The sequence below is a fragment of the Alkalihalophilus marmarensis DSM 21297 genome, assembly GCF_000474275.2.
GTDB lineage: Bacteria > Bacillota > Bacilli > Bacillales > Bacillaceae_D > Alkalihalophilus > Alkalihalophilus marmarensis.
The window spans coordinates 1-25,008 of the sequence record NZ_ATAE01000005.1 but is presented as its reverse complement, the minus strand read 5'-3'; the positions used below and the strand labels follow the sequence as shown (position 1 = coordinate 25,008).

Genomic DNA, 25,008 nt, shown 5'->3' with positions numbered 1-25,008 from the left:
TGATTATTAATTTCTTATCCTCCCATTGTCTCTTAATTTAGCTTTTTGAATTTTCCCAACAGATGTTCTTGGAAATTCCTCTAAGAATTCAATAAACTCTGGAACCTTGAACTTTGCTATATTGCTCCGACAGTAATCTATTACTTCTTCCTTAGTTAATTTTTCTCCGTCTTTTAAAACCACTAAAGCTTTTAGTGAAACATCTCTTATCTCATCTTTGATGCCGATAACAGCACTATCCGCAATTTTAGGGTGTTCATTTAATACGGATTCAACCTCACTTGTCGCAATATTTTCTCCGGCTCTTTTAACCATATCTTTCATTCTATCAACAAAGTAAAAGTAACCGTCTTCTAGAATTTTTGCATTATCTTCAGTATACAGCCAATCATTCTTCAACGTCTTTTTCGTGGCCTCTTCATCTTTGTAGTAGCCGAGCATTAAAGTTTTCCCCTTTTTTCCTTTTACTGTAATCTGACCAATTTCCCCATCAGAGACTGTCTTACCATAAGCATTTGTCAGCTTCACCGAATAACCGCTGCCCGCTATTCCAATACTCATATTCTTTCTCACCCCCTCTAATGGATTCATAAGTGGAGTACCAACCGTTTCGGTCATTCCATATATTTGAAGTAAATTTACATTAAAATGGTCCTCAAATTCTTGCAGTTGTTCTTTAGTAAGAGATTGAGCAAAAATAATATCCCTAAAAGAATGATCAGTGACTGATTTTGCTTTCTTTAAAATCATTTTCATTGGGGCAGCAAATAACGAACCTATAGTCGCATCAAACCTTTGGGCTTGTTCAAAGTATTTAGTAGCACTAAATTTTTCAGTTAATGCAATACTTCCTCCTACAGTAATAAGCGGCATAGTTAGATAATATTGCCCATTTCCATGGAACATCGGTAATACGATTAAACCTTTATCATTTGAGGTCATCTTCAACATAGATGACATATACTCCCCAGCATGTAAATAATTTGCGTGGGTGATCATCACTCCTTTTGGCTTAGAAGTTGTTCCCGAAGTGTATAAAATTGCTGCAATATCTAAACAATTTATATCATTATCACTTGGAGTAGAGTGAGCCTGATACATCCTCTCTTTTAAATTCAGCTCTATATTAGAACCACGGTATCTAGCCAACAATACTTTGACATCCATACCTTCGAACTTCTCGACATATTCTTCCTCCGTTATAATTAATTTAGATTCAGAGTGTTGAACAAGATAGTCCATTTCTTTTTTAGGTGACAAAATATTAGTCGGCACCATTACTGCCCCAAGACTAGTTATCGCAAACCAAGCATGCATAAAATCGATAGAATTAGGGAGGTGCAAGAGAACTTTGTCTCCTTTTTTGACGCCCTCTTCTGCTAAAACATTTCCAAGCTTTAAAACCGAGTTATAGAACTCTTGATAAGTAGCTTTTTCTACACAGCCATCCACATCTTCCACTTCTAAAAATAGCTTATCCCCTCTTATTTCAACTTGTTTTTCCAATAGATCACGTATGGATAGTATATTTGCAAGACTCATTTATCCTTCCTCCTTTCATCTTATTCATATGGTTTTTCTAGTGTAAATGGGCTCTTTATTTCTGCATAATTACCTGCTAATCTAGCAATTGGTTCAAGTTTCTGAATGTTGACCTTATAATGATTGATGTATAAAGTGTCATCGATATGAAACTGCATGATCTCACCCAGTAGTAAGGTATCAGTCCCTATTTCGATACTTTTTGTAAGCCTACATTCCATGCTTATGGGTGATTCCAAAATTCTTGGTGCTTTAACTGACTCACTACTAACAGGAGTCAACCCAGTATGTTCAAATTCATTTTCTTCAGGCGGGTAGTTACCACTGGATTGATGCATTTCAACAACAAGCTCCTTTGAAACAATATTTACTACAAACTCTTTTGTTTCCATTATGTTGAGTAATGTATCTTTAATTGTGCCCTCTCTGCTTCCAATTCCCGGTCCTATAGAAATACCTAAGGTGGGAGGGTTGCGCGATACGACTGTAAAAAAGCTAAAAGGAGCTAGATTCATATTGCCTTCTTTACTTATAGTTGAAACCCACGCAATCGGTCTAGGAACAACAGCGCCGGATAAGAGTTTATATGCTTTTTCTGATGAGAGATTTTTCATATTAATAATCATAATTTTAGCCTCCACCCCCCTCTAACTATCCGAATATTAAGAAAATAGACATAAGAATTATACCTGTGTAAATCAATGTGATCATAGTAAAGCCCATAATGTCTCGAATCTTAAGACCTGCTATTGCTAGTAACGGTACCGCCCAGAATGGCTGAACCATATTAGTCCACGCATCCCCCCACGCAACTGCTAAGACAACTTTAGCAGGTTCCACACCCATCTCCATAGCAGTAGGCAAGAAGATTGGAGCTTGAATAGCCCATTGACCTCCACCAGATGGAACGAACATGTTTAAAAGACCACTGGCCAAAAAAGTGAACAAAGGTAATGTCTTGTCGGTTGATATGCTCGCAAAGAAATTTGATAACCAGACAGCTAAACCTGAAGTGGTCATCATCCCCATAATTCCTGCATAAAACGGGTATTGCAGTGCAAATTGCCCCACACTTCCAGATGCTTTCTTTAATCCAATAGCCAATTCACGCACATTTCCATATAAAAGAAGCGCAAAGGTTAAAAATATAAGGTTAACTGTATTTAAGTCCAAGGAGAAACCATTGAAGTAAAAGTGGTTCCCTAGATAGAATAACCCTAATAAACCACCTAATGAAACAATCAAACGGCTCTTATCTAATTTATCATTAGGAGCATTACCTGCTTGGATCTTACTCTCTTCTTCTAGCGTTTCTTCTTCTAATAATTTTTGATCAATAATAAAACGTTCTGATTTTCTCTTAGGATGAATCAACATCATGACAAATGGTAGAGTAAAAAATATCACGCATACAGCAACAATATTAAGTACAGACAATAAAGTATCTGATGTTGGAATCAAACCGACCATATCTTGAAAGTTGTGGTCTTGTGTTGCTACAAATAATGCTGGAGACGAAGATAGTCCCCCTTCCCAAATGACAAAGCCCGAGTATCCTGCAGCTACTAATACACGGTAGTCAACATCCTGAACTTTTCTCCCTACAAGCTTTGCCATAATACCAGCAACTACTAAACCGAAAGCCCAACTAAATAACGAGGCTAGTAGTGCTGTAAATGTCACAATAATAATCGCAGTAGTAGGTGTCTTACAATAGCTTGCAATTTTCTCTAACATTCTTGAAACAGGCTTCGTCAAAGCAAGAGCATAACTCATAATAAAAGTAGTAATTATTTGGGCTGTAAACGTTAGCAATCCCCAAAATCCATCACCCCAATGTAAGACCATATCATATGGCGAGCTATCAGTGATTAAAACACCTCCTACAAATGTAATAAGGGTTAATATTACAGCAAATACAAAGGCATCAGGCAGCCATCTTTCAGCTACTCTTGCAAAGAACAAGGCAATTTTTGCTATTAAGTTATCATTATTCTTAGTGGGTTGTGAAACTCTTTGTTCAGGATTCGGTTGAGCACTCATGTTCATCCACCTCTCTATTAGTAACTCTTATTTATCGAACTTTAACAGACGTTACAACGAATCATTCCCCACTCCACTTGATAACTCTCTACTTTATTCTTTTATAATTATTTCGCTGTCCAGCCTCCATCAACATAAAGAATCTGTCCAGTTACATAGTTTGATGCATCTGATGCTAAGAATACAACCGGACCATCAAGATCACTAAGCTCACCCACGCGCTTTAACATTGTTTGATCTACGATATGATTATAACGATCCTTGTCAGATAACCACCCTTCAGTCATGGGGGTTTTTATATAAGCAGGACCAATTGCATTCACATAGATTCCCTCGGTAGCAAGCTCTTCAGCCCAGACTTTTGTTAGTTGATTTACCCCTCCTTTACTTGCTGCGTAGCTAGTTTGTGAACCCATTCCCACTTCCCCTAAAATAGATGACACATTAATGATCTTTCCTCCTTCTCGTTGCCTAATCATTTGCTTGGCCACTGCTTGGCCGACCAAAAATAACCCTTTCAAATTAGTGGTCAATACCTTATCCCAATCTTCCTCTTCAATTTCTATAAGTGGCTTACGAATATTCATCCCTGCATTATTTAAGAGCACATCAATTTGACCATAGTAGCCTGTTACACTTTCCACTAGTTGCTGAACCTGTTCTTTATTTGTAACATCGCATTGAAATGATTCAACTTCTATTCCTTCCTCTCTTAGTTGTAAGGCAGCATTTATTAAGTCTTCCTCTCCCCTGCTTGCAATAGCTAATTTGGCACCAGCCCTTCCTAAAGCACGGCCCATCCCAAAGCCAATCCCTTTGCTTCCTCCAGTTACAAGTGCTACTTTCTCTTCTAAATTAAATAATTGATACATGTAATAACCTCCTCATCGAACCAAGATAGAAAACGCTTACAAAAATCTATTTTAAATAGAGAAATGATTTCTCTATTTATCTTTACTTATTGCTAGTTGCGATTTTAAGATTTTACCACTAGGATTTCTAGGCAACTCATTTATAAATTCAATATATTTAGGAATTTTATAATCTGCTAGCTTCTCATTTAAATATAATAAAATGTCTTCTTGATCGAGGGAAACATGAGGCTTTGGAACAATATAAGCTTTCACTTGTTCTCCAAACAATTGGTCTGGAACCCCAACCACCGCGGCTTCTAAGACGCTATGGTGACCATATAATATATTTTCTACTTCAACCGAATAGATTTTTTCTCCTCCTCGGTTAATAATGTCTTTTTTACGATCCATAATATATACAAATCCGTGTTCATCAACTTTTGCCATATCCCCAGATTTCCAATATCCATCCTTAAATGAATTCGCTTTAGCCTCAGGGTTTCTCCAATATCCTTCAACCACCATAGGACCTTTAATATATAACTCTCCCACTTCCCCTTCATGTACCTCCGCTCCTTTGCTATTTATCACTTTAACATCGGCAACTGGGACAGGTTTTCCTACAGAATTTAATTTCTCATCAGGATATTCAACAGGCATTATTGTAGTCGGAGAAGAAGTCTCGGTCGCTCCATACGCATTATGGAGTTGGACACCTGGAAAATGACTTCTTAACTGCTCAATTGTTTCATATGACATGGGTGCCCCTCCATACGCGATAACTTCAATCGAAGATTTTGTAATCTTAGAAAACAAGGGATGAGTCATCATCATGACATAAATTGTTGGCACGTTGAATAAAAAAGTAGCTTGTTCTTTTTCCATGGTTTTAATGAATGATTCATTTTGATAACGCTCTAACAATATAGACGTTCCCCCCACTGCAAGCATATAAAAGAATTGACCAATTAGACCCGTCACATGAAAAAGAGGTACTGCAATGATTGTTCTTACGGGTTCATTTGCTTTTAATACATACTTATAATTAAGAGCACTATGAATGATACCGACATGGCTGCCTACTGCTCCTTTAGGTGTCCCTGTCGTACCTGAAGTAAACATAATAAAAAGCGGGTCTGTCTCATTTATCATTTTATAATTAATTGTTTGTTGAAAAGGTAGATCTACAAATGTACATCCTTTTTCACCTTGCCTGTTAATATACTTAATTTCAATTTTCATAGAAGAGAGTTCATTTTTTACCACTTTTTTAACTACTTCTTTCATCTTTTCTTCTGTAAATAATAACTTAGTTCCCGAATGTCTCAGCATATAACTAAGTTCGGTATGGGAAAGCCGGTTATTTAAGGGCACAACAATGGCGCCAATACGTGCACATGCTAAAGTAATATGCAGAAATTCTGGACAGTTGTTTAATAGTACTGCCACCCTCTCTCCCTTCCGCACGTGAAAATCGACATATAAATGAGCAGCTAAACTTTCTACTGTAGCTCCTAACTCACTATAATTCTGACGAAATTCTCCCATCACTATTGCTTCTCGTTCAGGGTATTTCGACACACATTCTTTTAACATTTCTGAGATATTCTTTGGTCGTTTCGAATAAACCTTAACCCTGCGATCAAAAAGAATTTGCTCCTCTAGCATCTACATCACCTGCTTAAAATCAGAATTTTTAAACTATTCACTTTTATATTTGCAAAACTCATGCCAAATTTAAAGTCCACTTAACCACTCTTTTTGCAATTAGTGATTCGGTTTGGAATCGATTTCTTTTGTAAATTTCAAAACTTCACCATATAATTGTAAGCGTTTTCAAACACCTGGAACATTTAACATCGTTTGATTCCAAAACGAATCAAGATTCGGTTTGGAATCAAAAATATCTGTTTACTAAAAATAAAAAGCTTCTCTTATAAGAGAAACTTTTTATTTACTATTTATGACAAATTAAACTTTTTCATTTTTTTCACAAGCGCAGATTGACTGATCTTTAAAGCCTTAGCTGCTTTTCTAGTTGTTTTAAACTCTGACATTTTCTCTTCAATCAGACGTTTTTCTAAGTCGTTAACCTTCTGTTTTAAACCTTGTTCCATTTGTCCTTTACTATGGATAATCTCATCAAGCGCTGATTCAAAAACCCCTTTAGGAAAGTCATTACTGTTTATTTCGTTACCCTCCGTTGTTACAGCTATTCGCTCTATAAGATTCTCCATCTCACGGATATTTCCTGGCCATTTATATCTTTCCATCATATAGATTACTTCAGAATGAAATCGTTTTTCCAATTTATATTTTTCATTCATCTTATTTAAAAAGTAGTAGGCTAATGGAGCAATATCAGCTATTCGTTCCCGTAAAGCAGGTATTCTAATAGGTACAATATTTAAACGATAGTATAAATCTTCACGAAACTCCCCAACAGCCACCATCTTTTTTAGATTACGATTTGTTGCAGAGATGACACGTACATCAACTTTTTTAGGGTGAGCCCCTCCTATCCTTATCACTTCAAATTCTTGTAATACCCTTAATAGCTTAACTTGAAGTTCTAAAGGAATTTCTCCAATTTCATCAAGAAAGATAGTGCCTCCTTCTGCCTTTTCAAATAAACCAGCTTTCCCATTACGATCAGCGCCAGTAAATGCGCCTTTTTCATAGCCAAACAACTCTGATTCAAGCAGCTGCGCCGGGATTGCTCCACAATTCACTTTAATATAAGGTTTATCCTTACGATTACTATTCATATGAATCATATTAGCGAACACTTCTTTACCAACACCTGTTTCACCAAGAAGCAATACGGTTGAATCTACTTCACATACCTTCTTAATAACAGCTGTAACTTCAATGATCTCTTTACTTTGTGCAACAATACCATCTAATAATAATTTTACTCCTTCTTTATTCTTAAACTCACTTATTTCTTGCAGTATTTTGTTTGTATATCTTTTTGTTTCTCTAAGCTCAACTTTCAAGCGATTAAGTTCTGATAGATCTCTAACATTTGTTACTACATGTGAAATTTCTCCCTCACTATTGAAAATAGGATTACCTGTTACTAGAAACTCTTTTTCATTAATATGTTGAACGATGGTTATTGATTGTCTTTCTTTTAATACTTTTAAGGTAACCGATTCTGAGACGATCCCTTCGCTTACAACTTCATGCATGTTTTTTCCAAGGAGCTGTTTAGCTCGCACTCCAGTAATACGGCTATAAGCTTCATTTACTTTTATACCATACCCTTGACTATCTGCCACATAAATCCCATCAAAACTTGAATCGATGATGGAGTCAAGAATTTTATTCATTTGAAGGAGACGTTCGATCTTCTCCTGACTTAACTTTCTTGTAATCGTGCCTTCACTATTCAATACTTCATGGGATATAGGTTCCATTTATTCTCCCCCTATTGCAATTCCTTCTTAGATAACAATATACGACAAGCCCTCCTATAAACCTGCATTAATTTTCTAACTATTCTAAATAGTTGGCACACTAATTGCATGAATATTTATATAAAAAATTTATGTTATGTAATTATTAATTCATAAAAAAGGAGATGAAAGTATGTTTGATTTTAGCCCATCAGTCGAACAACAAGAAATGATTAGAAAAGCTACAACTTTTATGGAGGAATATGTATACCCTCATGAAAAGTATATGGTTCCACACCGCGGACTTCCTGATGAGTATCTAAAGCCTCTCCAAGAAAAAGTGAAGGAACTTGGTCTATGGGCGGGGCACCTCCCAAAAGAATATGGGGGTATGGGGAATGGTTTTGTAACTCTAGGGTTACTTTCTGAAGTGATTGGAAGAAGTCCTATCGCTCCGTATATTTTTGGTTCAATGGCTCCAGATGCCGGGAACGGTGAAATATTAGTACATGCAGCCACCCCTGCACAAAAAGAAAAATACTTAGTTCCTCTGGCAAATGGAGACATTCGTTCATGCTTTGCTATGACAGAACCTGAAGTATCTGGATCGGACCCACGCACTTTACAAGCAACTGCAGTTGAGGAAGAAGATTGCTGGGTTATTAATGGACACAAATGGTTTACCACAGGAGCACTTGGTTCATCCTTTTCAATTGTTATGGCAGTTACGGATCAAGATGCACACCCTCATAAAAAAACAAGTTTGTTTATCGTTGATAATGACAATCCAGGTTTTGAAATTGTAAGGGAAGTACCTGTTATTGGTGATCATTTTGCTGGGGGGCATTGTGAAGTTCGTTATGCAGATTGCCGCATCCCAAAAGAAAATTTACTTGGTGAGCGCGGAGACGGCTTTAAACTAGCACAACTTCGCCTAGGGCCGGGGAGAATTACTCACGCTATGCGGTGGTTAGGTGTATGCCACCGCAGTATGGAATTAATGATTGATTACGCTTTAAAACGTGAAACAAGAGGTAAAAAATTATCAGAGTTTCAAAGCATCCAAAACTTCATTGCAGATTCAGCTGCAGAAACTCAAGCTGCTCGTTTAATGACGCTTCAAGCTGCATGGCGTCTTGACCAAGGAGATGAAGCTCGAAAAGAAATTTCTCTTATTAAATTCTTTGGAGCTAAAGTACTTCATGATGTGATCGACCGTGCTATTCAAGTTCATGGGGCATTAGGTGTAACAGGAGACACTCCGCTTGAAGGCTTTTATCGTGAGGCACGTACAGCCCGAATTTATGATGGTCCAGATGAAGTCCATCGTTTCGTTGTAGCTCGTACCCTTATTAAAGCATATGAAAAAGGAGAGGAACTCTATTGACTCTCATTCAATTAGATGTGCAGCCACCTTCTGATCAATCAATTAACTGGAAACAGCTAGTACAATTGTTATCTAAAGAACTTCCAAATATTGATACTAGAGAGCTATATGTTAAACAATTTACAACAGGTTACTCAAATCTAACCTATTTACTATCATTTAATGATAAGGAAATGGTAATGAGGCGACCTCCTTTTGGAGAGATCCCTCCTAGAGCTCATGATATGGAACGTGAATATAAAATACTTAAAAAAGTTCACCCATATTTTTCACTCGCTCCAGAACCTTACTTATATGTCGAAGAGGATGATATTAGTGAAAAGCATTTTTATATAATGGAAAAAAAAGAAGGAATCGTATTAGATGACTGTATTCCTCCAGAGATTCAACACGTCAATGATATTGAAGTTAAAGCGTCACATGCACTGATAGACACGCTTGTAAATTTACACTCTATTGATATCTATGAAACAAATCTAGTAGAACTAGGAAGGCCAGAGGGGTATTTAAAAAGACAAGTTAAAGGTTGGATTAAACGGTATCATGCTTCCATCGTCGATAATCACCTGGGAATTGATAAACTTATTAGATGGTTGCAAGAAAATATCCCTTCTTCCCCTACACCTGCTATCGTCCATAACGATATGAAATTAAATAATATGATGTTATCTGAAGATGACCTTAGTAAAGCAATTGGAGTATTTGATTGGGAGTTGTGCTCAGTTGGAGACCCTTTACTAGATTTAGCGGGTTCTATTGCCTATTGGACAGAACCAGGAGATGCTGAAACAGGACTTGTATCTGTCACACAGTTAGGGGGTTTCTTATCAAGGAATGAAATGGTCCAGCAGTATGCAGTGAAGAGCGGTCGAAATATAGATGGTTTTGATTATTATTTATCATTTGCCTTTTTTAAGATTGCTGTGATTCTCCAACAAATTTATTCTCGCTATAAAAAAGGAGAATTAAAAGATGAACGTTTTCACACGCTCAATAAAGGCATCGCAAATTTAATAGACCTTTCGATGAAAGCAAAACAAGATAAAATTCTAAGATAGGATGACCTGCCATGAGAAGGATTCATCTGTTAACTAGGAAAGAGGATATTATTTCAACAAGACTCAATAACTGTACAGTCGTGGTTATTGACTCATTATTAGCCACTTCCACTATAAGTTTATTATTAGAAGAAGGATCTTCATTCATTATTCCTGCTTCATCACTAACTGACGCATGGGAATTGTGGGAACAATTTAAAGACCAAGACCCTTTTTTAACTGGAGAAAGGCAAGGTTATGATATTGATGGCTTTTATCGTCCTGACCCTCTTGAGTTAATGCAATTACAGGTAAAAAACAAACCTATTATTCTAACCACAACGAATGGTACAGTCGCATTAAACAATTGTAGAGAAGCTAAGAAGGTTTATACAAGTTCGATAGTGAATTATCAATCAATCGCTGCTCATATTAATCATACAAACTCTAATGATACTTTATTAATTGTATGTGCGGGTAATCATGGAAGGTTTTCGATTGAAGATTTTATAACTGCTGGAGCTTTGATACACTGCATGAATGATTACGACGACAGGGACCAGTGGGAGCTATCAGACGGGGCAAGAACGGCACTTATGTTATATGAAAGACTCTCAATAGAGGAAGTTAAACAACTGTTTTTAGATTCCGAAACAGGTAAGTTCCTATATCATTTAGGATATGATAAATCGTTGGATTATGTTTCGTCTCAACCTAGAATAAATAATGTTCCGCTATTTCAGAATGGAGTTATAAGGCTCATCACTTCGTCAAAAGCAATATAAAAAATCCACCACATTATGTGGTGGATTCCTTTTTAATCAACCCGTATTCACAAGTCCTGCTGCTACTCCGCTGATTGTGAGTAATACCTCGGTCATTAACTCATCAGATGGATTTTCTTCTGCACGCATTTTTGAAATTAGATCAACTTGTAAAAAATTAAGCGGATCGACGTACGGATTACGTCTGTGTACAGATTCTTGAATGTTTGGAGTATGATCTAGAAGCTCTTCGCTTTCTGAGATTTTTAATAAAATCTCTTTTGTACGAATATATTCTTCACTAATATCTCCAAAAATTCGATCTGCAATTTCTTGGTCTTCTACTAAATTCATATACTCTTTCGCCGTCTTTAGGTCGGCTTTCATTAGGGCCATTTGCAGATTATTAATCGTTGAATGGAAAAATGGCCAGTTATTATACATTTCGCGTAATAATGCTAAGTTCTCTTCGCTCTCATTAGCAAACGTGCTAAGCCCCGTTCCTGCAGCGTACCATGCTGGGATCATTTGACGAGACTGCGTCCACGCAAATACCCACGGAATCGCACGTAAATCTTCAAAGCGCTGACTTCCTTTACGGCTCATTGGACGAGAACCAATATTTAAGGCACCTAGTTCATTTAACGGTGTTGCTTGTTTGAAATAGGTTAAGAAATCTTGATCTCCAAAAACAAGCGACTGGTATTTCTTAAGCGAGTGTTTAGACGCTTCTTCCATTGCCTCTTCCCAAGCCTCTTTACGCGAATGTCCTTTTTTCGTTTGGATCTGTGATGAAGCCGATGCCTCTAACAATGCGGACGCTGCCTGTTCAAGGTTTCGATAAGCAATATCTTCAAGAAGATAACGTGAGGACAGCACTTCACCTTGCTCCGTAATTTTCACTCCGTCACCAAGCGTTTCAGCCGGCTGAGATAAAATACTGCGGTTAAGCGGTCCGCCTCCTCGTCCTAGCGATCCGCCGCGGCCATGGAAGAACTTCAAACGCACTTGATAATCCTTTGCCATATCATGAATTTCCTGCTGAGCTTTAAAGAGCTTCCAGTTTGCCGTAAGTGTTCCGCCGTCTTTACTTCCATCTGAATATCCAAGCATAATTTCTTGATGGTTGCCGCGCTCAGATAAATGGTTGCGATATACATCCATCTCAAACAGTGTTTTCATAATACGCGGCCCAGCTACTAAATCATCAACCGTTTCAAGAAGCGGTGCAACATGAAGTCCGCTGTCTACTGTACCATCAGCATGCAGGCGGTAGATTCCAGCCTCTTTAGCTAGTAACAGCACTTCAAGCAAGTCACTTGAAGACTGCGTCATACTTACTAAATACACTTCAATAGAGCGGCTGCCAAACTCACGATGTGCTTGCTTAATCATGTCAAATACTTTTATCACTTCTTGTGTTTCTTTTGAGTAATCTTCTTTCAGAAGTAAGAGAGGTCTTGGGTCCCTTAAAACATCTTGCAGGATAGTCAATTTCTCTTCTTCTGTCAGGGAAGCATAATCATCAGTGATTTGTACAGCTCTTAAGATCTCAGTAATAGCCGCTTCATGCTCGCCACTGTGATTACGAATATCAAGTGTTGCTAAATGGAATCCAAAAAGTTGTACCTGACGAATTAGCTTTCGTAATGTTTTTAGTGTGCGGTTTGCTGGTTGATGCTGTTCTGCACTCTCTTTGATCAGATTTAGATCTGCTAGTAATTCCTCTGCATTTTGGTAAGCTGCTTTATCCTCTTTGCCAACAGCACGAATTCTCTTTAAAATCACTTGGAACTTACGACGATATAACTCTGTTTCAATCGGCCATTCTTCTCCGTCTTCCAAATAGTTCGCTTCATCTGCTTGAACTGACTGTAAAAGCTCGTCACTAATTTGCACACGAGTCGTTGTCTGACTGAAGCGTTTCATTAAGTCAATTAGACTCTCCTTATACTTCTTTAAAACAAGGCGTCTTTGTAGTTTCAATGTTTCCCACGTCACCTCTGGCGTTACGTTCGGGTTGCCGTCGCGGTCTCCCCCAATCCATGATCCAAAATGAAGGAAGTTTGGCACAGACCATTTGTGATTAGGGAACTGTTCATCGAGCTGCACTTCTAATTCTTGGTGTACTTCAGGAATAACTTCAAATAACGTTTGGTTAAAATAATGCAATCCATTTTTCACTTCATCAAGAACTGTCGGCTTACGATGACGAAGCTCATCTGTCTGCCATAATGCCGTTACCTCATTAAATAGGCTGTCCTCTAAGCGGCGGCGTTCTTTTTTCGTTAGTTGTTGATTATCAAACTCTTGTAAAATCGTTGAAATACGTTTTTGCGTTTCAAGTACCGTACGTTTCGTTGCCTCTGTGGGATGGGCCGTAATAATAAGCTCAATCGATAAATCGTTCAGCACTTTCTGCATCACTTCATCTTCTGGCTCTAACTCTTTTACAGCTGACACTGCACGCTCTAAAGAAAATGGCTGGCTTACCCCCTCCTCATTCAGCTGGTATTGTCTTTGGCGGCGGATTCGGTGATTTTGTTCCGCAATATTTACTAAATGGAAGTAAATTGAAAACGCACGTATTACTTGCTGCCGTGTTGGTGGTTCTAGTGTTGCAATCTCTTCTTTTAATGCGTTATATGTCTCTTGGTCATGGTGTTGACGCAAGGATTTTGTTTTTTCACGAATGGATTCAACTTTGTTTAGGAGATCAACTCCACCATGGTGGACAAGAATTTCTCCTAGAATATTACCGAGCTTTTTTACATCATTTCTTAATAATGTATTTGCATCATTGATTTCAATCATTCAAACATCCTCCTCATACTCTAATCTTAGAAGTCGCCCTAAGGGACGCATTAAGTCCCGACAGGTCGATATGTGTCCCTAAGTAATTATAGGACTCTCATCAGGTTTTTATTATCTTACCTGATAATGCTTTAATACGCAAATACTTTTCTGACTATTCAGCCTATAAAGTGTTACTTACATTCGTTTCAGTGTTAGAAAAAGTAACATTAAGCCATGATTGTTACTTATCTTAACATAAATATTAATTTCATCAATTCAAATTGCTCATACATGTGTGTTGAAAGCCCTATCATTACAAACTTTTAAAAAGCTGCAAGCCAAGGCAACATTTAGCCTTGGCTTGCTTTTTGTACATTTATTTAATATTTTTGATATCAAGTGATTTATTTAAGATCGCTCCTGTATGCTTAATGTTTAAATGAATGGTTATTTCATTAAGAGATTGTTCATCAATAAAAAGCTGACCATCTTCTCTTAACGTTAACCATTCTTTCGGATGCTTTCTAAAAAACTGATGCTCTAAATTTAAGAAGTCTACATTATTTTCAATCCCTAATTGATAGAGCGCTGTAATTTCATCCTCGACTTCCTTAATCGACTGTTTATAAATCTGCGGGAGGACAAGATGATGATTTTCATTTCGATTGGTAAAATAACCTTTCATTGATACCACGATGTCAAAAGATGGATTTCCTCCTTTTATACCTGGGGTTGTTCTAGGAACAGGGTCTTTTATAACCAACACGTATTCAGTATTATTTTCATCGGGTACGACCAAGGAGGCCCTTTGTGTATCTGAAATAAGCCAGCGAAGCCCTTCTAATTGATCCGTTGTGAAAAAGCCTTTGAAATGATCATTTTGAATAAAAAATGCCCCGTTCACCTCTAATTTAGATTCGCCTTCGTTGTTCTTTTCCCATTGAGTTTGATCAATAGCAAGTGATGGGATATACGTTGTTTGGGATGGTTCAAACATTTCCCTTGCCAAACGCTGTAATTTTATAGGTCTTATCGTTGAGCTTTGCTCATAGCTTCTCATTGGATTATGCATTACCGTATCAAGAGAGGTCTTAGCGAAGAATCCAGTTTGACTAAGAATATCTTCCATTGATTCAGTTGTACCAAAGACCCAAGGCGTTAAACGAAATTCATAGTATCTCGTTAATGCATCAAATATATGTTGAAATCCTTGATCTAGAGCTGACTCACTTAAAACAATGGATGTTACATGCGCCCAAATAATTCTTTCTTGTGACGTTCGGTAAACTTCAAAAAAAGCTTCTTCAAATGTATTAGCAACAGCTTTTGAGACGAGCATTTGAGGCTCTCCGGCCCCCCCGCCTTCTGTTGTCGCAACTTGGTCAAGATTAACCATTTGAATGTAACTCTCATATTTCCCGTCTTTAAAGTCAATCCCAATAGCGGTTGCATAATTGGCATTTTGAAGTTCTTTAATATCACTGCATCCTGATAGTATAAAGACGCTTACTAAAAGGATCATGGTTCGCTTAACTAGAGTGCCTATCATGATTTCCTCCGCTTCAGCATTGGGGCGGTAAAATCTTTTCGCTTAAAAGGATTCAGCAGTAATGCAGACGGGATCTCTTTTAAACTTAAAGATGCAACAGGTTCAAGGTATGGTAGTTTAAACGATTGAAGGTGACACAAATAAATGAGTACACTAAATACTGCAATGAAAAATCCGTACACTCCTAGAAATGCTGATACAGCTAAGCAGTAGATGCGCAGAACACTGACTGTACCGGTCAATGATTGATTGACAAGCGTGTATGTCGCGACTGCACTTAGTGCAATAACAACGATCAATGCTGGTGATGCAAGTCCTGCTCGAATCGCCGCATCCCCAATAATTAATCCACCTACAATTGAAATTGTCTGACCTAATGCTTTTGGCATCCTGACCCCAGCCTCTTTTAATAGCTCAAATAACCCTAAAATAAAAATGGCTTCAAGCGCATAGGGAAAGGGAAGACCTTCCCTAGCAATAACCACTGTTGCGAGCAATGGAAAGGGCAGCTGATCAATATTTACAGAAGCAATCGCAATCCAAAAACCAGGTAAGAATATTGCAATTGTTAAAGCAACCACTCGAATGATACGCTGAAAAGCAATTAAATAAAATGGATAATGAACATCCTCAGGTGATTTAATCAATTCGAATAAATTAATGGGTCCGATTAACACCGTCGGGGATCCATTTACAATGATAATAAATCGGCCGCGCAGCATACACTCTACGACAAAATCAGGTCTAGTAATATAATCGAACAAGGGAAATAGAGAAAAGGAACGATCAGACAGCCATTGTTCTAATTGGCCGCTGCTTACAATCCCCTCTGTTTCAAAGCTATCAAGTCTCTCCCTTACTTCTTTAATTACTTCTTTATTTGCTTTATCGTTTAAATACAAAAGGGCTACTTTAGTTTCCGTTTCAGAACCTACAGTAAACGTTTCACTATATAATCGCGGTGATTTTAAACGTTTTCTTATCAAGGCAATATTAGTATGAAGTTCTTCTGTAAAAGAATCTTTAGGACCTTTAATGGAGACTTCTGTCGTTGATTCCTGTGGTGTTCTTTGTGGGATTTTCGTGATATCAATTGACAGAAAATGTGAATATCCTTCTTTAAAAATGAGCAGATAACCAGAAAAAAGCTTTTCAATCAAAAGATCAAAGTCATCTACTTCAAAGCTAGGAGGCAATCCTTGAAGATATGCTTTCACCTCATGCCTCTCGCTCAAACTGCTGATAACAGCCATGTAATGATCATTGTACTGAGCATGATCAATCATTCCTTCACAATAAAAGGAGAGAATTGCATTTGGTTCCTCTTTACACTCTATATCTTCAAATCTTGCCAAAAATTCTTTAAGTTCTGGTATCGTTAACGTTTTGCTTTTTAATTTTTCATCTGTTGGGATTGACTCCGGATGACGTTCTATCTTTCGTTTCATAAGCTTTGTGTTCCTCCTTTCTTTCTGGCTTTCTTTTTAGGTATATAACTAATCACAAGAAGGAAAAGGGTCATTAAAAACCCAAAAATTAATACTGATGGGTAGAAATATTCTCCTAAAAAAGTCTGCATCCAAATATCACTGATCGGGTAGATTGACACAGCAGAAAGTATAATACCAACTAATATAAACAGCATTCGTTTTGTCTTCTCGGTATATTTTCTTAAAATGTCATAGAGGATAAATAAACATAGTGATACTCGAATGGTTGTTCCGCACAACAGCTGCAATACTGCTAAAAAATCAACATGGGATATATGTTCTCCGATCATGACGAGCCTCCACTGTTCAAAAGCCGGAAAGCGCATGTTGGCAGCCACATTCGGGCCAAAAGCTGCAATAGAGCCTAATGTAGGCCCTAGTACTAATCCTGTTAATAAGGTAATTAGAATAATAAGGTGCTTTAAATGAAATGGCTTATTAAGATGATGCTGTAATAGTACGATAAAAAGCAGGTCAGCGCTTCCTCCTAGAACAATGATTGTGCCCTTAATCAGCGGTTCACTGCCATACATTAAAACTGGAAGCATATAAGAATATGATTTCTCGCCCATTGTTGAAAAAGCAACTAAATGCCCAAGTATCCAAACAACCGGTAAAAAGAATGATGAAAGATAAACAATTGTTTTTAGATTATTGTAGGCAGCCAAGATACATAGAATAAGGAAAGGTGTAACAATCAGCCATATTGGAGTGATAGGTAAGAAGTAGATATCTACACTCTGAGTGAAATCATAAAACGTGATAGCTGCTGTGATAATGATATAAACAATAAACAGAAGAATAACGATTGTCGCCACAGCATGTCCAGTTCTCTCACTCACCCAATCAACCAGCTTTTTCTGTTTATTTCGTTTTATAATGAAATGGAGCAGAACACCCCAAATCAAAAGGAGGCCATAACCTATCAAAACACAGATCCAGGCGTCACGCTTTGCAGCTTGAAGAAGATGAGGAAGGATTAGTACATGATTAGAAATACCAATAAATAACAACAATACAAAGATGATCTGCAGTCTTGAAAACATGGTAATCCTCCTCCTTCTTTAGCATTTCATTCCTTAACATGTGTCAAATGGTGATAGCATATTCTTAGATGGTCTGAAAATAAAAAAACGCTGCCGGTTACCCGACAACGTCTTTATTAGTATCACTTCTGCTTACCGATACTGGTATCCCATTAAAAATCGCATTTCCAGACACTGGATCAATCAAACGATCATTACTTAATCGATTTGAATTCACCCCAGCATTTTTTCTTCCTTGTTCAAGCTGAATCCCAGCCAAATCATGTCCCCACCCATGCGGAAGAGTAACAACACCTTCCATAACGTCATTTATTAATTCAACCCGGACATCAATTTCTCCCGCAGCGGACTTTACACTAACCATGCTTTTATCTTCAATATGATGTCGGCTTGCGTCATTTGGATGCATTTGCAATGTACAACGATTACTCCCCTTCGTTAATTCTTTAATATTATGCATCCAAGAATTATTCGACTGAAGGTTTCTTCGACTGACTAATAATAGGTGATCTGCATTATTATCACGTTTTCCTTTTAAGCGTGTTAAATCTTTCATTAAAAGAGAGGGTGCCATCTCTATCTTTCCTGAAGAAGTGGAAAGCACTTGTGGAAGCCTGGATTTTAAAGAGCCTAAATCCTTACCATGTGGATACTTCTCACTAAGAACTGTTAAAGATAATCCACTAGGAACCTCTCCGAAAAAGTCACCGTATTCACCTGTTCTTAATAAAAAGTCAAGCATTCTTTCAGGTCCACGGTTATAAGAAAGATTTGAATATATTTCAGCAGGATCCTTGTGTGAAAGAGGTGAATGTTCATTACGGAGTTCTTTTTTTATCAGCTGCATCAGCGCGTAATCATCTAATGCACGAACAGGATCATCGCCAAGTTCTTCATCCATCACTGCTGCAGCTAACTGAAGCAGAATTTCCCACTCATCGAGCTGATCTTCAGGCAGATCAAATACTTGCTTTGAATAATGAGCAATATTTCTTACGGACAGCTGGTAAAAGGATAAATCATAATGCGAGCGTTCTAGGGCAGAAGGAGCAGGCAGCAGCACATTTGCATGTCTAGTCGTTTCATTTAAGTAACAATCCACACTGACCATAAACTCAAGTGAACTTAAAGCTTGTTCTATTCGTTCACCATTCGGCGCTGACAATACTGGATTCCCTGCGACTGTTAATAAGCCTTTAATTTGGCCATCTCCAGGCGTTTCAATTTCTTCAGCCAAGCATGAAATCGGAAGTTCACCTAACACCTCGGGTTGTTTTCTAACTCTTGAATGAAACCGACCGAATCGATCAGCTTTTTTCTTGCCGCCTGCATTTTTTGAGCCAGCTGCTGGACTGGTGAACATGGCTCCTCCTTCTTTATCAAGATTACCTGTGACGATATTAATCACTTCTATTAACCAGCTATTCAATGTTCCAAACGTTTGAGTACACGTCCCCATTCGACCATAAACAATTGCCCGGTCTGTTTTTGCAACCTCTCTAGCAAGCTTCTGTATGATGTGAACATCAATCCCGCATCTAAGACTTAACTCTTCTATTGAGAAGTCATTAAGGGCTTGCTTTACATCTTCTAATCCGTTTACATATTTCTCTGCCCTCCCAAGTTCGTCTAATCCCTCTGAGAAAATCGTATGGAGAAGTCCGGCTAAAAAATAGGCATCCGTACCAGGAAAAATAGTATAGTGCTCATCAGCTGCTTTTGCTGTAACGGTCGATACCGGATCAATGACTACCATCTTCCCGCCGCGCTTTTGAATATTTTTGATTCGCTTTCGCATATTTGGAGCAGTCATTAAGCTCCCATTTGAAACAAGTGGATTTGCACCGAGGACTAAGAAATAATTCGTATGATCGATATCTGGAATAGGGATCGAAAAGTCACTTCCATACATCCATTCCGCTGTCAGCTGCTTAGGGATCTGATCCATAGTACTTGCGGAATATCGATTTTTTGATCCAAGGGCCCTCAACAAAATTGGAACATAGAGCATACCAGCTAGATTATGAACGTTTGGATTGCCTAAATAGCTCGCTACCGCATCTCGACCGTCCTTTTTTATAATGGTCTGCAGACCTCTTTTCACTTCCTCAAATGCTTCTTCCCAAGACGTTTCCCTCCATGTGTTTCCATCACGTATCATCGGTTTTTTAATCCGGTCTGGATCAGAATATAATTTATCTAAATGAAATCCTTTTGGGCATAAGTATCCCTTACTAAAAGGATCTAATGTATCTCCTTTAATAGCCGTTACTTTATTGCCTTCTGTATGAATCTCTAAACCACATGTTGCTTCACATAGTGGACAGGTTCTATAATGAATCCTTTCATCCTTCGTTTCCATGTGTTAACCCCCTTTTATACCTACTGGTCAGTATGTTAATCTTATAGAATATTCAGTTATATAGCAAGTATGATTCTCTTTTTGCAGTTAAGGGAATACTATAGCTTGATTATATATAGAAGGTGATCTAAATGGATTTACAAAATGGGAATTATTATTGGCCGACAACTGTGGAAGATCCTCCATCCTTTCCGCGTTTAGAAGAAAATATCAAATGCGATGTGCTTATCATTGGGGGAGGAAGCTCGGGAGCACAAACTGCTTATATGCTCGCTGATTCAGGATTAGATGTAGTAGTAGTTGAAAAGAACAGTTGTGGTCAAGGGAGTACAACGACCAACACTGCTCTAATTCAATATGCAGGCGATAAGACTTTTAAAGAACTTATCAACAGCTTTGGAGAGAATATTGCAATAAGACATTTAAAGAATTGCGAAAAAGTTATTAATCAAATGGAATCTATTGCAGGAAAACTCACTAGAGATATCTCATTCAAAAGAAGAGACAGTCTATATTGTGCAAGTGATGAAGCTGGGGTAAGGGAAATTTCAGAAGAATATGCGCTCTATAAAAAATACGGATTTGATATCCTTCACCTAACAGAAGATCAAATCGCAGCTCGTTACCCTTTCAAGCGTAAAAGTGGATTATATTTTTTAAATGATGCAGAAATGAATCCGCTCGCTTTTACTTATGGATTGTTGGAGGAAGCTGTGAGTAAAGGAGTTCGAGTATTTGAGCACACAATGATAAAAGGAAAAAAACCAACCTCAAAAGAAGTAACAGTCTTTACAGATAAAGAATATAAAATAATAGCTAAGCAGGTCATTGTAGCAGCTGGATATGAGGGGCTAGAGTTTAAACACGAAAAAAACACTGTGATTTCTAGTACGTATTCAATCGTAACCTGTCCCGTACAAGATTTATCTCCTTGGTATAAACAAACGTTGTTATGGGAAACTGCCAGACCTTATATCTATGCACGCACAACGCCAGATAATCGCATTATTATTGGTGGATTAGATGAATCTTACACAAAAGCAGAGGAGCGAGACAAAAAGCTTCTTAACAAGAGTGAGCAATTGCTAACAGAATGTCAAAAACTCTTCCCTCAGTTTAATATACAAACTGAATACAAAATGGCTTCATTTTATGGAGGAACTCATGATGGTATGCCGATAATTGGTTGTTATGAGGATCAACCAAACATTTATTACTTATATGCATATGGAGATAATGGAACCGTATATAATATGGTATTTGCCAATATTATATCTAGTTTTATCACTAAAGGATCACATCCTGACCTCGAACTTTATTTACAAAGTCGTCCAACCCAGCAAAAACCCTTCGCTTTATAAAAACGAAGGGTTTTTCCTAGTTACATGACATATTGGCTGAGTGGTGAGATCAACACAATAAGAGCCACGACTCCAACAGCTATTCCACCTGCTTTATTTCCTTTGTAGTAATATTCTTTTGCATAATAACCTGTATAAATTGCTGCTCCAACAGATAACAGCCATATCATCTCTTAATCCCTCACTTCTCTCATGTCTGTATTCTGAATAAGTTTTCCAAAGCGGATCGCTTCCATATCAAACTTTACGTCAATGTTAGCATTGGGGTAAATTCGATTATTCCAGTCTGCTTGTTCATATTCTTGTATTGTTCTAAAGTATCGTCTAACGTAAAGTGACCAGTAAAAAGGCTCAGATCCATATACATCTTGTGACTTCTTGATTAGTTTTTCCGCTTCTTGATTGAATTTTTCCTCAACTGCTCTTTCAAGCATTTTAAGATTTTCTTGATTCGTCGCATATTCGATGAGGCTAGGGACAGCTAATAGTTCCAAGTGAAACGGAACAACCACCTGAATCCTGGCTTGCTCACCGTCTACCATGTTTATCGAAATATTTGTTGTTCGCTCTTTAATGAAACGTGCAGATATTCGGTGCAACTCAGACTTCGGATCCGGAAAATTAATTAATATGTCCTCTATATGCTGAGTATTATCAAGAATCATTGAAAGCCTTGTTTCTTCACCTGTTAACGTATCAATCATAACTCCCTCTTTAAAAACAGCGGATCCAATAAACTGGGTATCCTGTTCCCCTTTTTGCGGTACTTGACCAGCGTAAAATTCGTCTTCTAATGCAGACTTATCTTGTAGCCTTGTAGCGGTTGCATAAATGCCTAAAAACAAATCAGCATCCCCTTCTGTAATTTGAAAAAAGCGATGAATGTCTGCATCAGGAATCAGCCCTGTACGGCTGGATTGCTGCATCATAAGCTGATAATACTTATGGGGCTTTACTTCAAGCGGAGGATCATTGTTTGCAAGAAATTCACTTGCATTTTCTCTTGTTATAATGAGCTGCACACCTCTTCTAAAGGCCGCTGCTCTAGTTGTCGCTTGTAAGACATTTAATAACTCGCCAGAACGCGCAAGTTCTTCAGAAACAATTAATACTTTTGTCTGGTCAAGATTAATTTCTCTGGCAATGAGAGTGTTAGCGGTACTTTTTGCCGCGATTATATCATTGGCTTGTATCGTTATATTCTTTTGAAGTTCACCGTCTGCTTGACCTCCTCTTAGCTGCCCTTGAGCTATCTGAAAGGAGATCTGATATTGTCCATCATCTTCTGCCTTATCTATCCCTACTGCAATAACAAAAGCCTGCTGTTCAAGCTCTGTTTTATCATAGCAGCCTCCTACTATTAATAAACTAAGAACAATGATTAAACCTTTAGTGCTATTCACCTCGCTAATTCCCCCTTACTTTTAGCCACAACCCACAAAATGAGAGGCAGTATAATAAATAGAGGGGTAGTCCATGTCAGGAACATATCACGATAAACAAGTACATTTTGAATTGGATTATTAATGGACATTCCAAACACTATAGCTAAAAAGAAGAAAGTAGCTAATAATGGTTTGAATGCTTTAATCGAAAAAATAGCTGCAAAAATCCATGTGGTAAAATAAAGATAAATCATAAATCGTAGAAATGCTGCAAATAACCAAAAAATCATAAAGAAGGCTTCAACATTTGTGAAATACATTCCAACAGAAATGTACTGGGTCACTTCATGGAATGGATAAGCCACTTGGTCAATCGATTTATAATCAAAGAAAAGGCTGTACATTAGAAAAAACAAGGTTAGTTCAAACAAGGTAAATGCGCCGCCAATGTAAGCCGTTCTATGAAATGTTTTTGTTGATTTCAGTGAGGTGTAAGCCATCGTTAAAAGAAAGAGGTCTCCAAAAATTGACGCCTTCTTCACCCCTTCAATAACTGTCACCATCATCCCTTCTCCCCAAATGGGAAATACCCGCATCCACACCACATCTTTTAACACTAAAACTAACAAAATGAGTGCAATCACTTTAATAAATGGAGTTAAGATCCAAGATGTTGATGCGATGACATTTAACCCTTTTCTTGCGCCAAATAAAATGACGATAAATAAAACAGCATATAATGCATACTGCGGAGATTGCGGGAAGAAGATGGAACTTAGTTCATCTAGATAATTTCTGCTTTCTAAGACTAGTGATACAAATGCCACTAGGAAAAGTACGACGCCAACTAATCCACCCATCCACTTTCCTAACAAATGATAAATAAGGTCCATTAAATTCTTATTCTGATAGGTACGTAATAAATATAGAAGCAACAAAAAGGGCGCCAATAATGTTAATGCTCCCGCAAAAGGCATCATCCAGAATGCATTTTTACCTGATTGAGCCAAAATGGCAGGAGTCATACTTGTAATTTTTGTTCCAATCGCTAGAACAATGATTGAGAAAAACTCACGTCCGCCAATTTTTTGTGATTGTTTCATATAATCACCTACCTCATGCTGTTTTTCTTCATATCCCTTGGATGAATCTGACCAGGTCTAAATATTTCCTTTGTTACAGGACCTCTGAAAACCGTATCGTTTCCGGAACGAAAGTGAGGAGAAAGAGGAGACAAAAACGGGACTCCAAAAGATCTAGCAGCTGCAGCATACATCAAACATAATATAAAGGCTCCTATTATTCCGAAAATGCCATAGGTCGCAGCCGCAAAAATAAAGACAAATCTGATCATACGAATCGTGTAATTTAAACTTACATCTGCAATAGCGAAAGACGATAAACCCGAGAGTGCTACCACAATGACAACAATCGGACTTATTACATTTGCCTCAACTGCTGCCTGTCCTAATATGAGAGCACCGACGATCCCTATTGTTGGTCCAAGAGGGCTTGGAATCCTTAATCCTGCTTCACGTATTAATTCAAATGCGAACTCCATCATGACGATTTCAAATACAAGCGGAAAAGGAAGCTGCTCTCTTGCTCCTGCTATAGCTAAAAGTAAATCAATAGGTATCATTTCCTCATGAAAATTCGTCACTGCAATGTAAAAAGATGAGATAAATAAAGTAATAAAAACAGCAAGCAAGCGAATCAACCTCGAGAAATTACCATAGAGCAGTCTTGAATAATGATCTTCTGGTGAGTGGAAGAAAGACCAAAAGGTAACTGGAAGAATGAGCGCTGCAGGAGAGTTTTCCATAATGATTGCGATGTACCCATCATCAATGTAAGCAGCTGTTCGATCGGGTCTTTCAGTATATAAAACACTTGGGAGTAATGAATAGGTGTATTTGGCAAGAGAAAAATGTCTAAAACGGCAAACCTTTTTGAATGCCACTTACTAACCTAAGTTCTCTAACTTATAA

Annotated in this window: 19 protein-coding genes; 4 read left to right on the top strand and 15 right to left on the bottom strand. The window is 37.8% G+C overall.

From position 1 onward, the window contains the following. Nucleotides 1-6 precede the first annotated feature (6 nt). The 6 genes from A33I_RS01450 to A33I_RS01425 form a co-directional block, all read right to left on the bottom strand. Entirely contained in the window at nt 7-1,542 is a 1,536-nt protein-coding gene (locus tag A33I_RS01450; protein WP_022626706.1) for an AMP-binding protein, read from the bottom strand. A 20-nt stretch (nt 1,543-1,562) separates the two neighbouring features. Beyond that, the gene (locus tag A33I_RS01445; RefSeq protein WP_022626705.1) at nt 1,563-2,168 is read right to left on the bottom strand and encodes a flavin reductase family protein; all 606 of its coding nucleotides are present in this window, start codon (nt 2,166-2,168) and stop codon (nt 1,563-1,565) included. Nucleotides 2,169-2,193: 25 nt separating this feature from the next. Beyond that, complete coding sequence (locus A33I_RS01440) at nt 2,194-3,585, bottom strand: short-chain fatty acid transporter (RefSeq protein ID WP_022626704.1); 1,392 nt, start codon at nt 3,583-3,585, stop codon at nt 2,194-2,196. Nucleotides 3,586-3,692: 107 nt separating this feature from the next. Further along, nucleotides 3,693-4,457 (bottom strand): SDR family NAD(P)-dependent oxidoreductase, encoded by a 765-nt coding sequence (locus tag A33I_RS01435; RefSeq protein ID WP_022626703.1) that lies wholly within the window; start codon nt 4,455-4,457, stop codon nt 3,693-3,695. 72 nt (nt 4,458-4,529) lie between these two features. Further along, nucleotides 4,530-6,107: a class I adenylate-forming enzyme family protein gene (locus A33I_RS01430; protein ID WP_022626702.1), complete on the bottom strand. Its 1,578-nt coding sequence runs from the start codon at nt 6,105-6,107 to the stop codon at nt 4,530-4,532. A 293-nt stretch (nt 6,108-6,400) separates the two neighbouring features. After that, nucleotides 6,401-7,861: a sigma-54 interaction domain-containing protein gene (locus A33I_RS01425; RefSeq protein WP_022626701.1), complete on the bottom strand. Its 1,461-nt coding sequence runs from the start codon at nt 7,859-7,861 to the stop codon at nt 6,401-6,403. A 172-nt stretch (nt 7,862-8,033) separates the two neighbouring features. On the opposite strand from A33I_RS01425, the gene A33I_RS01420 reads away from it, so the two are divergent. From A33I_RS01420 to A33I_RS01410, 3 genes are read left to right on the top strand one after another with little or no spacing between them, the layout of a single operon-like run. Then, a complete protein-coding gene (locus A33I_RS01420) occupies nt 8,034-9,227 on the top strand; it encodes an acyl-CoA dehydrogenase family protein (protein WP_022626700.1) in 1,194 nt (397 codons plus the stop codon). Next, nucleotides 9,224-10,285: a phosphotransferase family protein gene (locus tag A33I_RS01415; protein WP_022626699.1), complete on the top strand. Its 1,062-nt coding sequence runs from the start codon at nt 9,224-9,226 to the stop codon at nt 10,283-10,285. Before A33I_RS01420 ends, A33I_RS01415 begins: the two co-directional genes overlap by 4 nt. An 11-nt stretch (nt 10,286-10,296) precedes the next feature. After that, nucleotides 10,297-11,049, top strand: coding sequence for a 2-phosphosulfolactate phosphatase (locus tag A33I_RS01410; RefSeq protein ID WP_022626698.1), 753 nt, complete (start codon nt 10,297-10,299; stop codon nt 11,047-11,049). A 36-nt stretch (nt 11,050-11,085) separates the two neighbouring features. Here A33I_RS01410 and ppc read toward each other — a convergent pair whose 3' ends face one another. The 5 genes from ppc to A33I_RS01385 form a co-directional block, all read right to left on the bottom strand. Continuing rightward, nucleotides 11,086-13,842: a phosphoenolpyruvate carboxylase gene (gene ppc, locus A33I_RS01405; RefSeq protein ID WP_022626697.1), complete on the bottom strand. Its 2,757-nt coding sequence runs from the start codon at nt 13,840-13,842 to the stop codon at nt 11,086-11,088. 358 nt (nt 13,843-14,200) lie between these two features. Next, nucleotides 14,201-15,373 (bottom strand): Ger(x)C family spore germination protein, encoded by a 1,173-nt coding sequence (locus tag A33I_RS01400; protein ID WP_022626696.1) that lies wholly within the window; start codon nt 15,371-15,373, stop codon nt 14,201-14,203. Beyond that, nucleotides 15,370-16,821, bottom strand: coding sequence for a spore germination protein (locus tag A33I_RS01395; RefSeq protein ID WP_022626695.1), 1,452 nt, complete (start codon nt 16,819-16,821; stop codon nt 15,370-15,372). The genes A33I_RS01400 and A33I_RS01395 overlap by 4 nt, the downstream gene beginning before the upstream one ends. After that, the gene (locus A33I_RS01390; RefSeq protein WP_022626694.1) at nt 16,818-17,909 is read right to left on the bottom strand and encodes a GerAB/ArcD/ProY family transporter; all 1,092 of its coding nucleotides are present in this window, start codon (nt 17,907-17,909) and stop codon (nt 16,818-16,820) included. The genes A33I_RS01395 and A33I_RS01390 overlap by 4 nt, the downstream gene beginning before the upstream one ends. A 97-nt stretch (nt 17,910-18,006) precedes the next feature. Next, entirely contained in the window at nt 18,007-20,271 is a 2,265-nt protein-coding gene (locus A33I_RS01385) for a molybdopterin-dependent oxidoreductase (protein WP_022626693.1), read from the bottom strand. A gap of 131 nt (nt 20,272-20,402) precedes the next feature. Here A33I_RS01385 and A33I_RS01380 point away from each other — a divergent pair, with 131 nt between their 5' ends. Further along, nucleotides 20,403-21,632: an NAD(P)/FAD-dependent oxidoreductase gene (locus tag A33I_RS01380; RefSeq protein ID WP_022626692.1), complete on the top strand. Its 1,230-nt coding sequence runs from the start codon at nt 20,403-20,405 to the stop codon at nt 21,630-21,632. 20 nt (nt 21,633-21,652) lie between these two features. Here the strand turns inward: A33I_RS01380 and A33I_RS20710 are convergent, their stop codons facing one another. Genes A33I_RS20710 through A33I_RS01365 form a run of 4 tightly spaced genes read right to left on the bottom strand, consistent with a single transcriptional unit; the run spans nt 21,653 to nt 24,980 of the window. Next, nucleotides 21,653-21,802 (bottom strand): hypothetical protein, encoded by a 150-nt coding sequence (locus A33I_RS20710; RefSeq protein WP_022626691.1) that lies wholly within the window; start codon nt 21,800-21,802, stop codon nt 21,653-21,655. Between the two features lie 3 nt (nt 21,803-21,805). After that, nucleotides 21,806-23,035: a Ger(x)C family spore germination protein gene (locus A33I_RS01375; protein WP_022626690.1), complete on the bottom strand. Its 1,230-nt coding sequence runs from the start codon at nt 23,033-23,035 to the stop codon at nt 21,806-21,808. Further along, nucleotides 23,032-24,120, bottom strand: a complete 1,089-nt coding sequence (locus A33I_RS01370) for a GerAB/ArcD/ProY family transporter (RefSeq protein ID WP_022626689.1) — start codon at nt 24,118-24,120, stop codon at nt 23,032-23,034. The genes A33I_RS01375 and A33I_RS01370 overlap by 4 nt, the downstream gene beginning before the upstream one ends. An 8-nt stretch (nt 24,121-24,128) precedes the next feature. Then, entirely contained in the window at nt 24,129-24,980 is an 852-nt protein-coding gene (locus A33I_RS01365; RefSeq protein WP_022626688.1) for a spore germination protein, read from the bottom strand. Nucleotides 24,981-25,008: the final 28 nt, after the last annotated feature.

Bases quoted from the DNA above. Each gene is read 5' to 3' on its own strand.
- A33I_RS01450 (WP_022626706.1), bottom strand. From the start codon at position 1,542: ATGAGTCTTGCAAATATACTATCCATACGTGATCTATTGGAAAAACAA.
- A33I_RS01445 (WP_022626705.1), bottom strand. From the start codon at position 2,168: ATGATTATTAATATGAAAAATCTCTCATCAGAAAAAGCATATAAACTC.
- A33I_RS01440 (WP_022626704.1), bottom strand. From the start codon at position 3,585: ATGAGTGCTCAACCGAATCCTGAACAAAGAGTTTCACAACCCACTAAG.
- A33I_RS01435 (WP_022626703.1), bottom strand. From the start codon at position 4,457: ATGTATCAATTATTTAATTTAGAAGAGAAAGTAGCACTTGTAACTGGA.
- A33I_RS01430 (WP_022626702.1), bottom strand. From the start codon at position 6,107: ATGCTAGAGGAGCAAATTCTTTTTGATCGCAGGGTTAAGGTTTATTCG.
- A33I_RS01425 (WP_022626701.1), bottom strand. From the start codon at position 7,861: ATGGAACCTATATCCCATGAAGTATTGAATAGTGAAGGCACGATTACA.
- A33I_RS01420 (WP_022626700.1), top strand. From the start codon at position 8,034: ATGTTTGATTTTAGCCCATCAGTCGAACAACAAGAAATGATTAGAAAA.
- A33I_RS01410 (WP_022626698.1), top strand. From the start codon at position 10,297: ATGAGAAGGATTCATCTGTTAACTAGGAAAGAGGATATTATTTCAACA.
- ppc (WP_022626697.1), bottom strand. From the start codon at position 13,842: ATGATTGAAATCAATGATGCAAATACATTATTAAGAAATGATGTAAAA.
- A33I_RS01400 (WP_022626696.1), bottom strand. From the start codon at position 15,373: ATGATAGGCACTCTAGTTAAGCGAACCATGATCCTTTTAGTAAGCGTC.
- A33I_RS01395 (WP_022626695.1), bottom strand. From the start codon at position 16,821: ATGAAACGAAAGATAGAACGTCATCCGGAGTCAATCCCAACAGATGAA.
- A33I_RS01390 (WP_022626694.1), bottom strand. From the start codon at position 17,909: ATGTTTTCAAGACTGCAGATCATCTTTGTATTGTTGTTATTTATTGGT.
- A33I_RS01385 (WP_022626693.1), bottom strand. From the start codon at position 20,271: ATGGAAACGAAGGATGAAAGGATTCATTATAGAACCTGTCCACTATGT.
- A33I_RS01380 (WP_022626692.1), top strand. From the start codon at position 20,403: ATGGATTTACAAAATGGGAATTATTATTGGCCGACAACTGTGGAAGAT.
- A33I_RS20710 (WP_022626691.1), bottom strand. From the start codon at position 21,802: ATGATATGGCTGTTATCTGTTGGAGCAGCAATTTATACAGGTTATTAT.
- A33I_RS01370 (WP_022626689.1), bottom strand. From the start codon at position 24,120: ATGAAACAATCACAAAAAATTGGCGGACGTGAGTTTTTCTCAATCATT.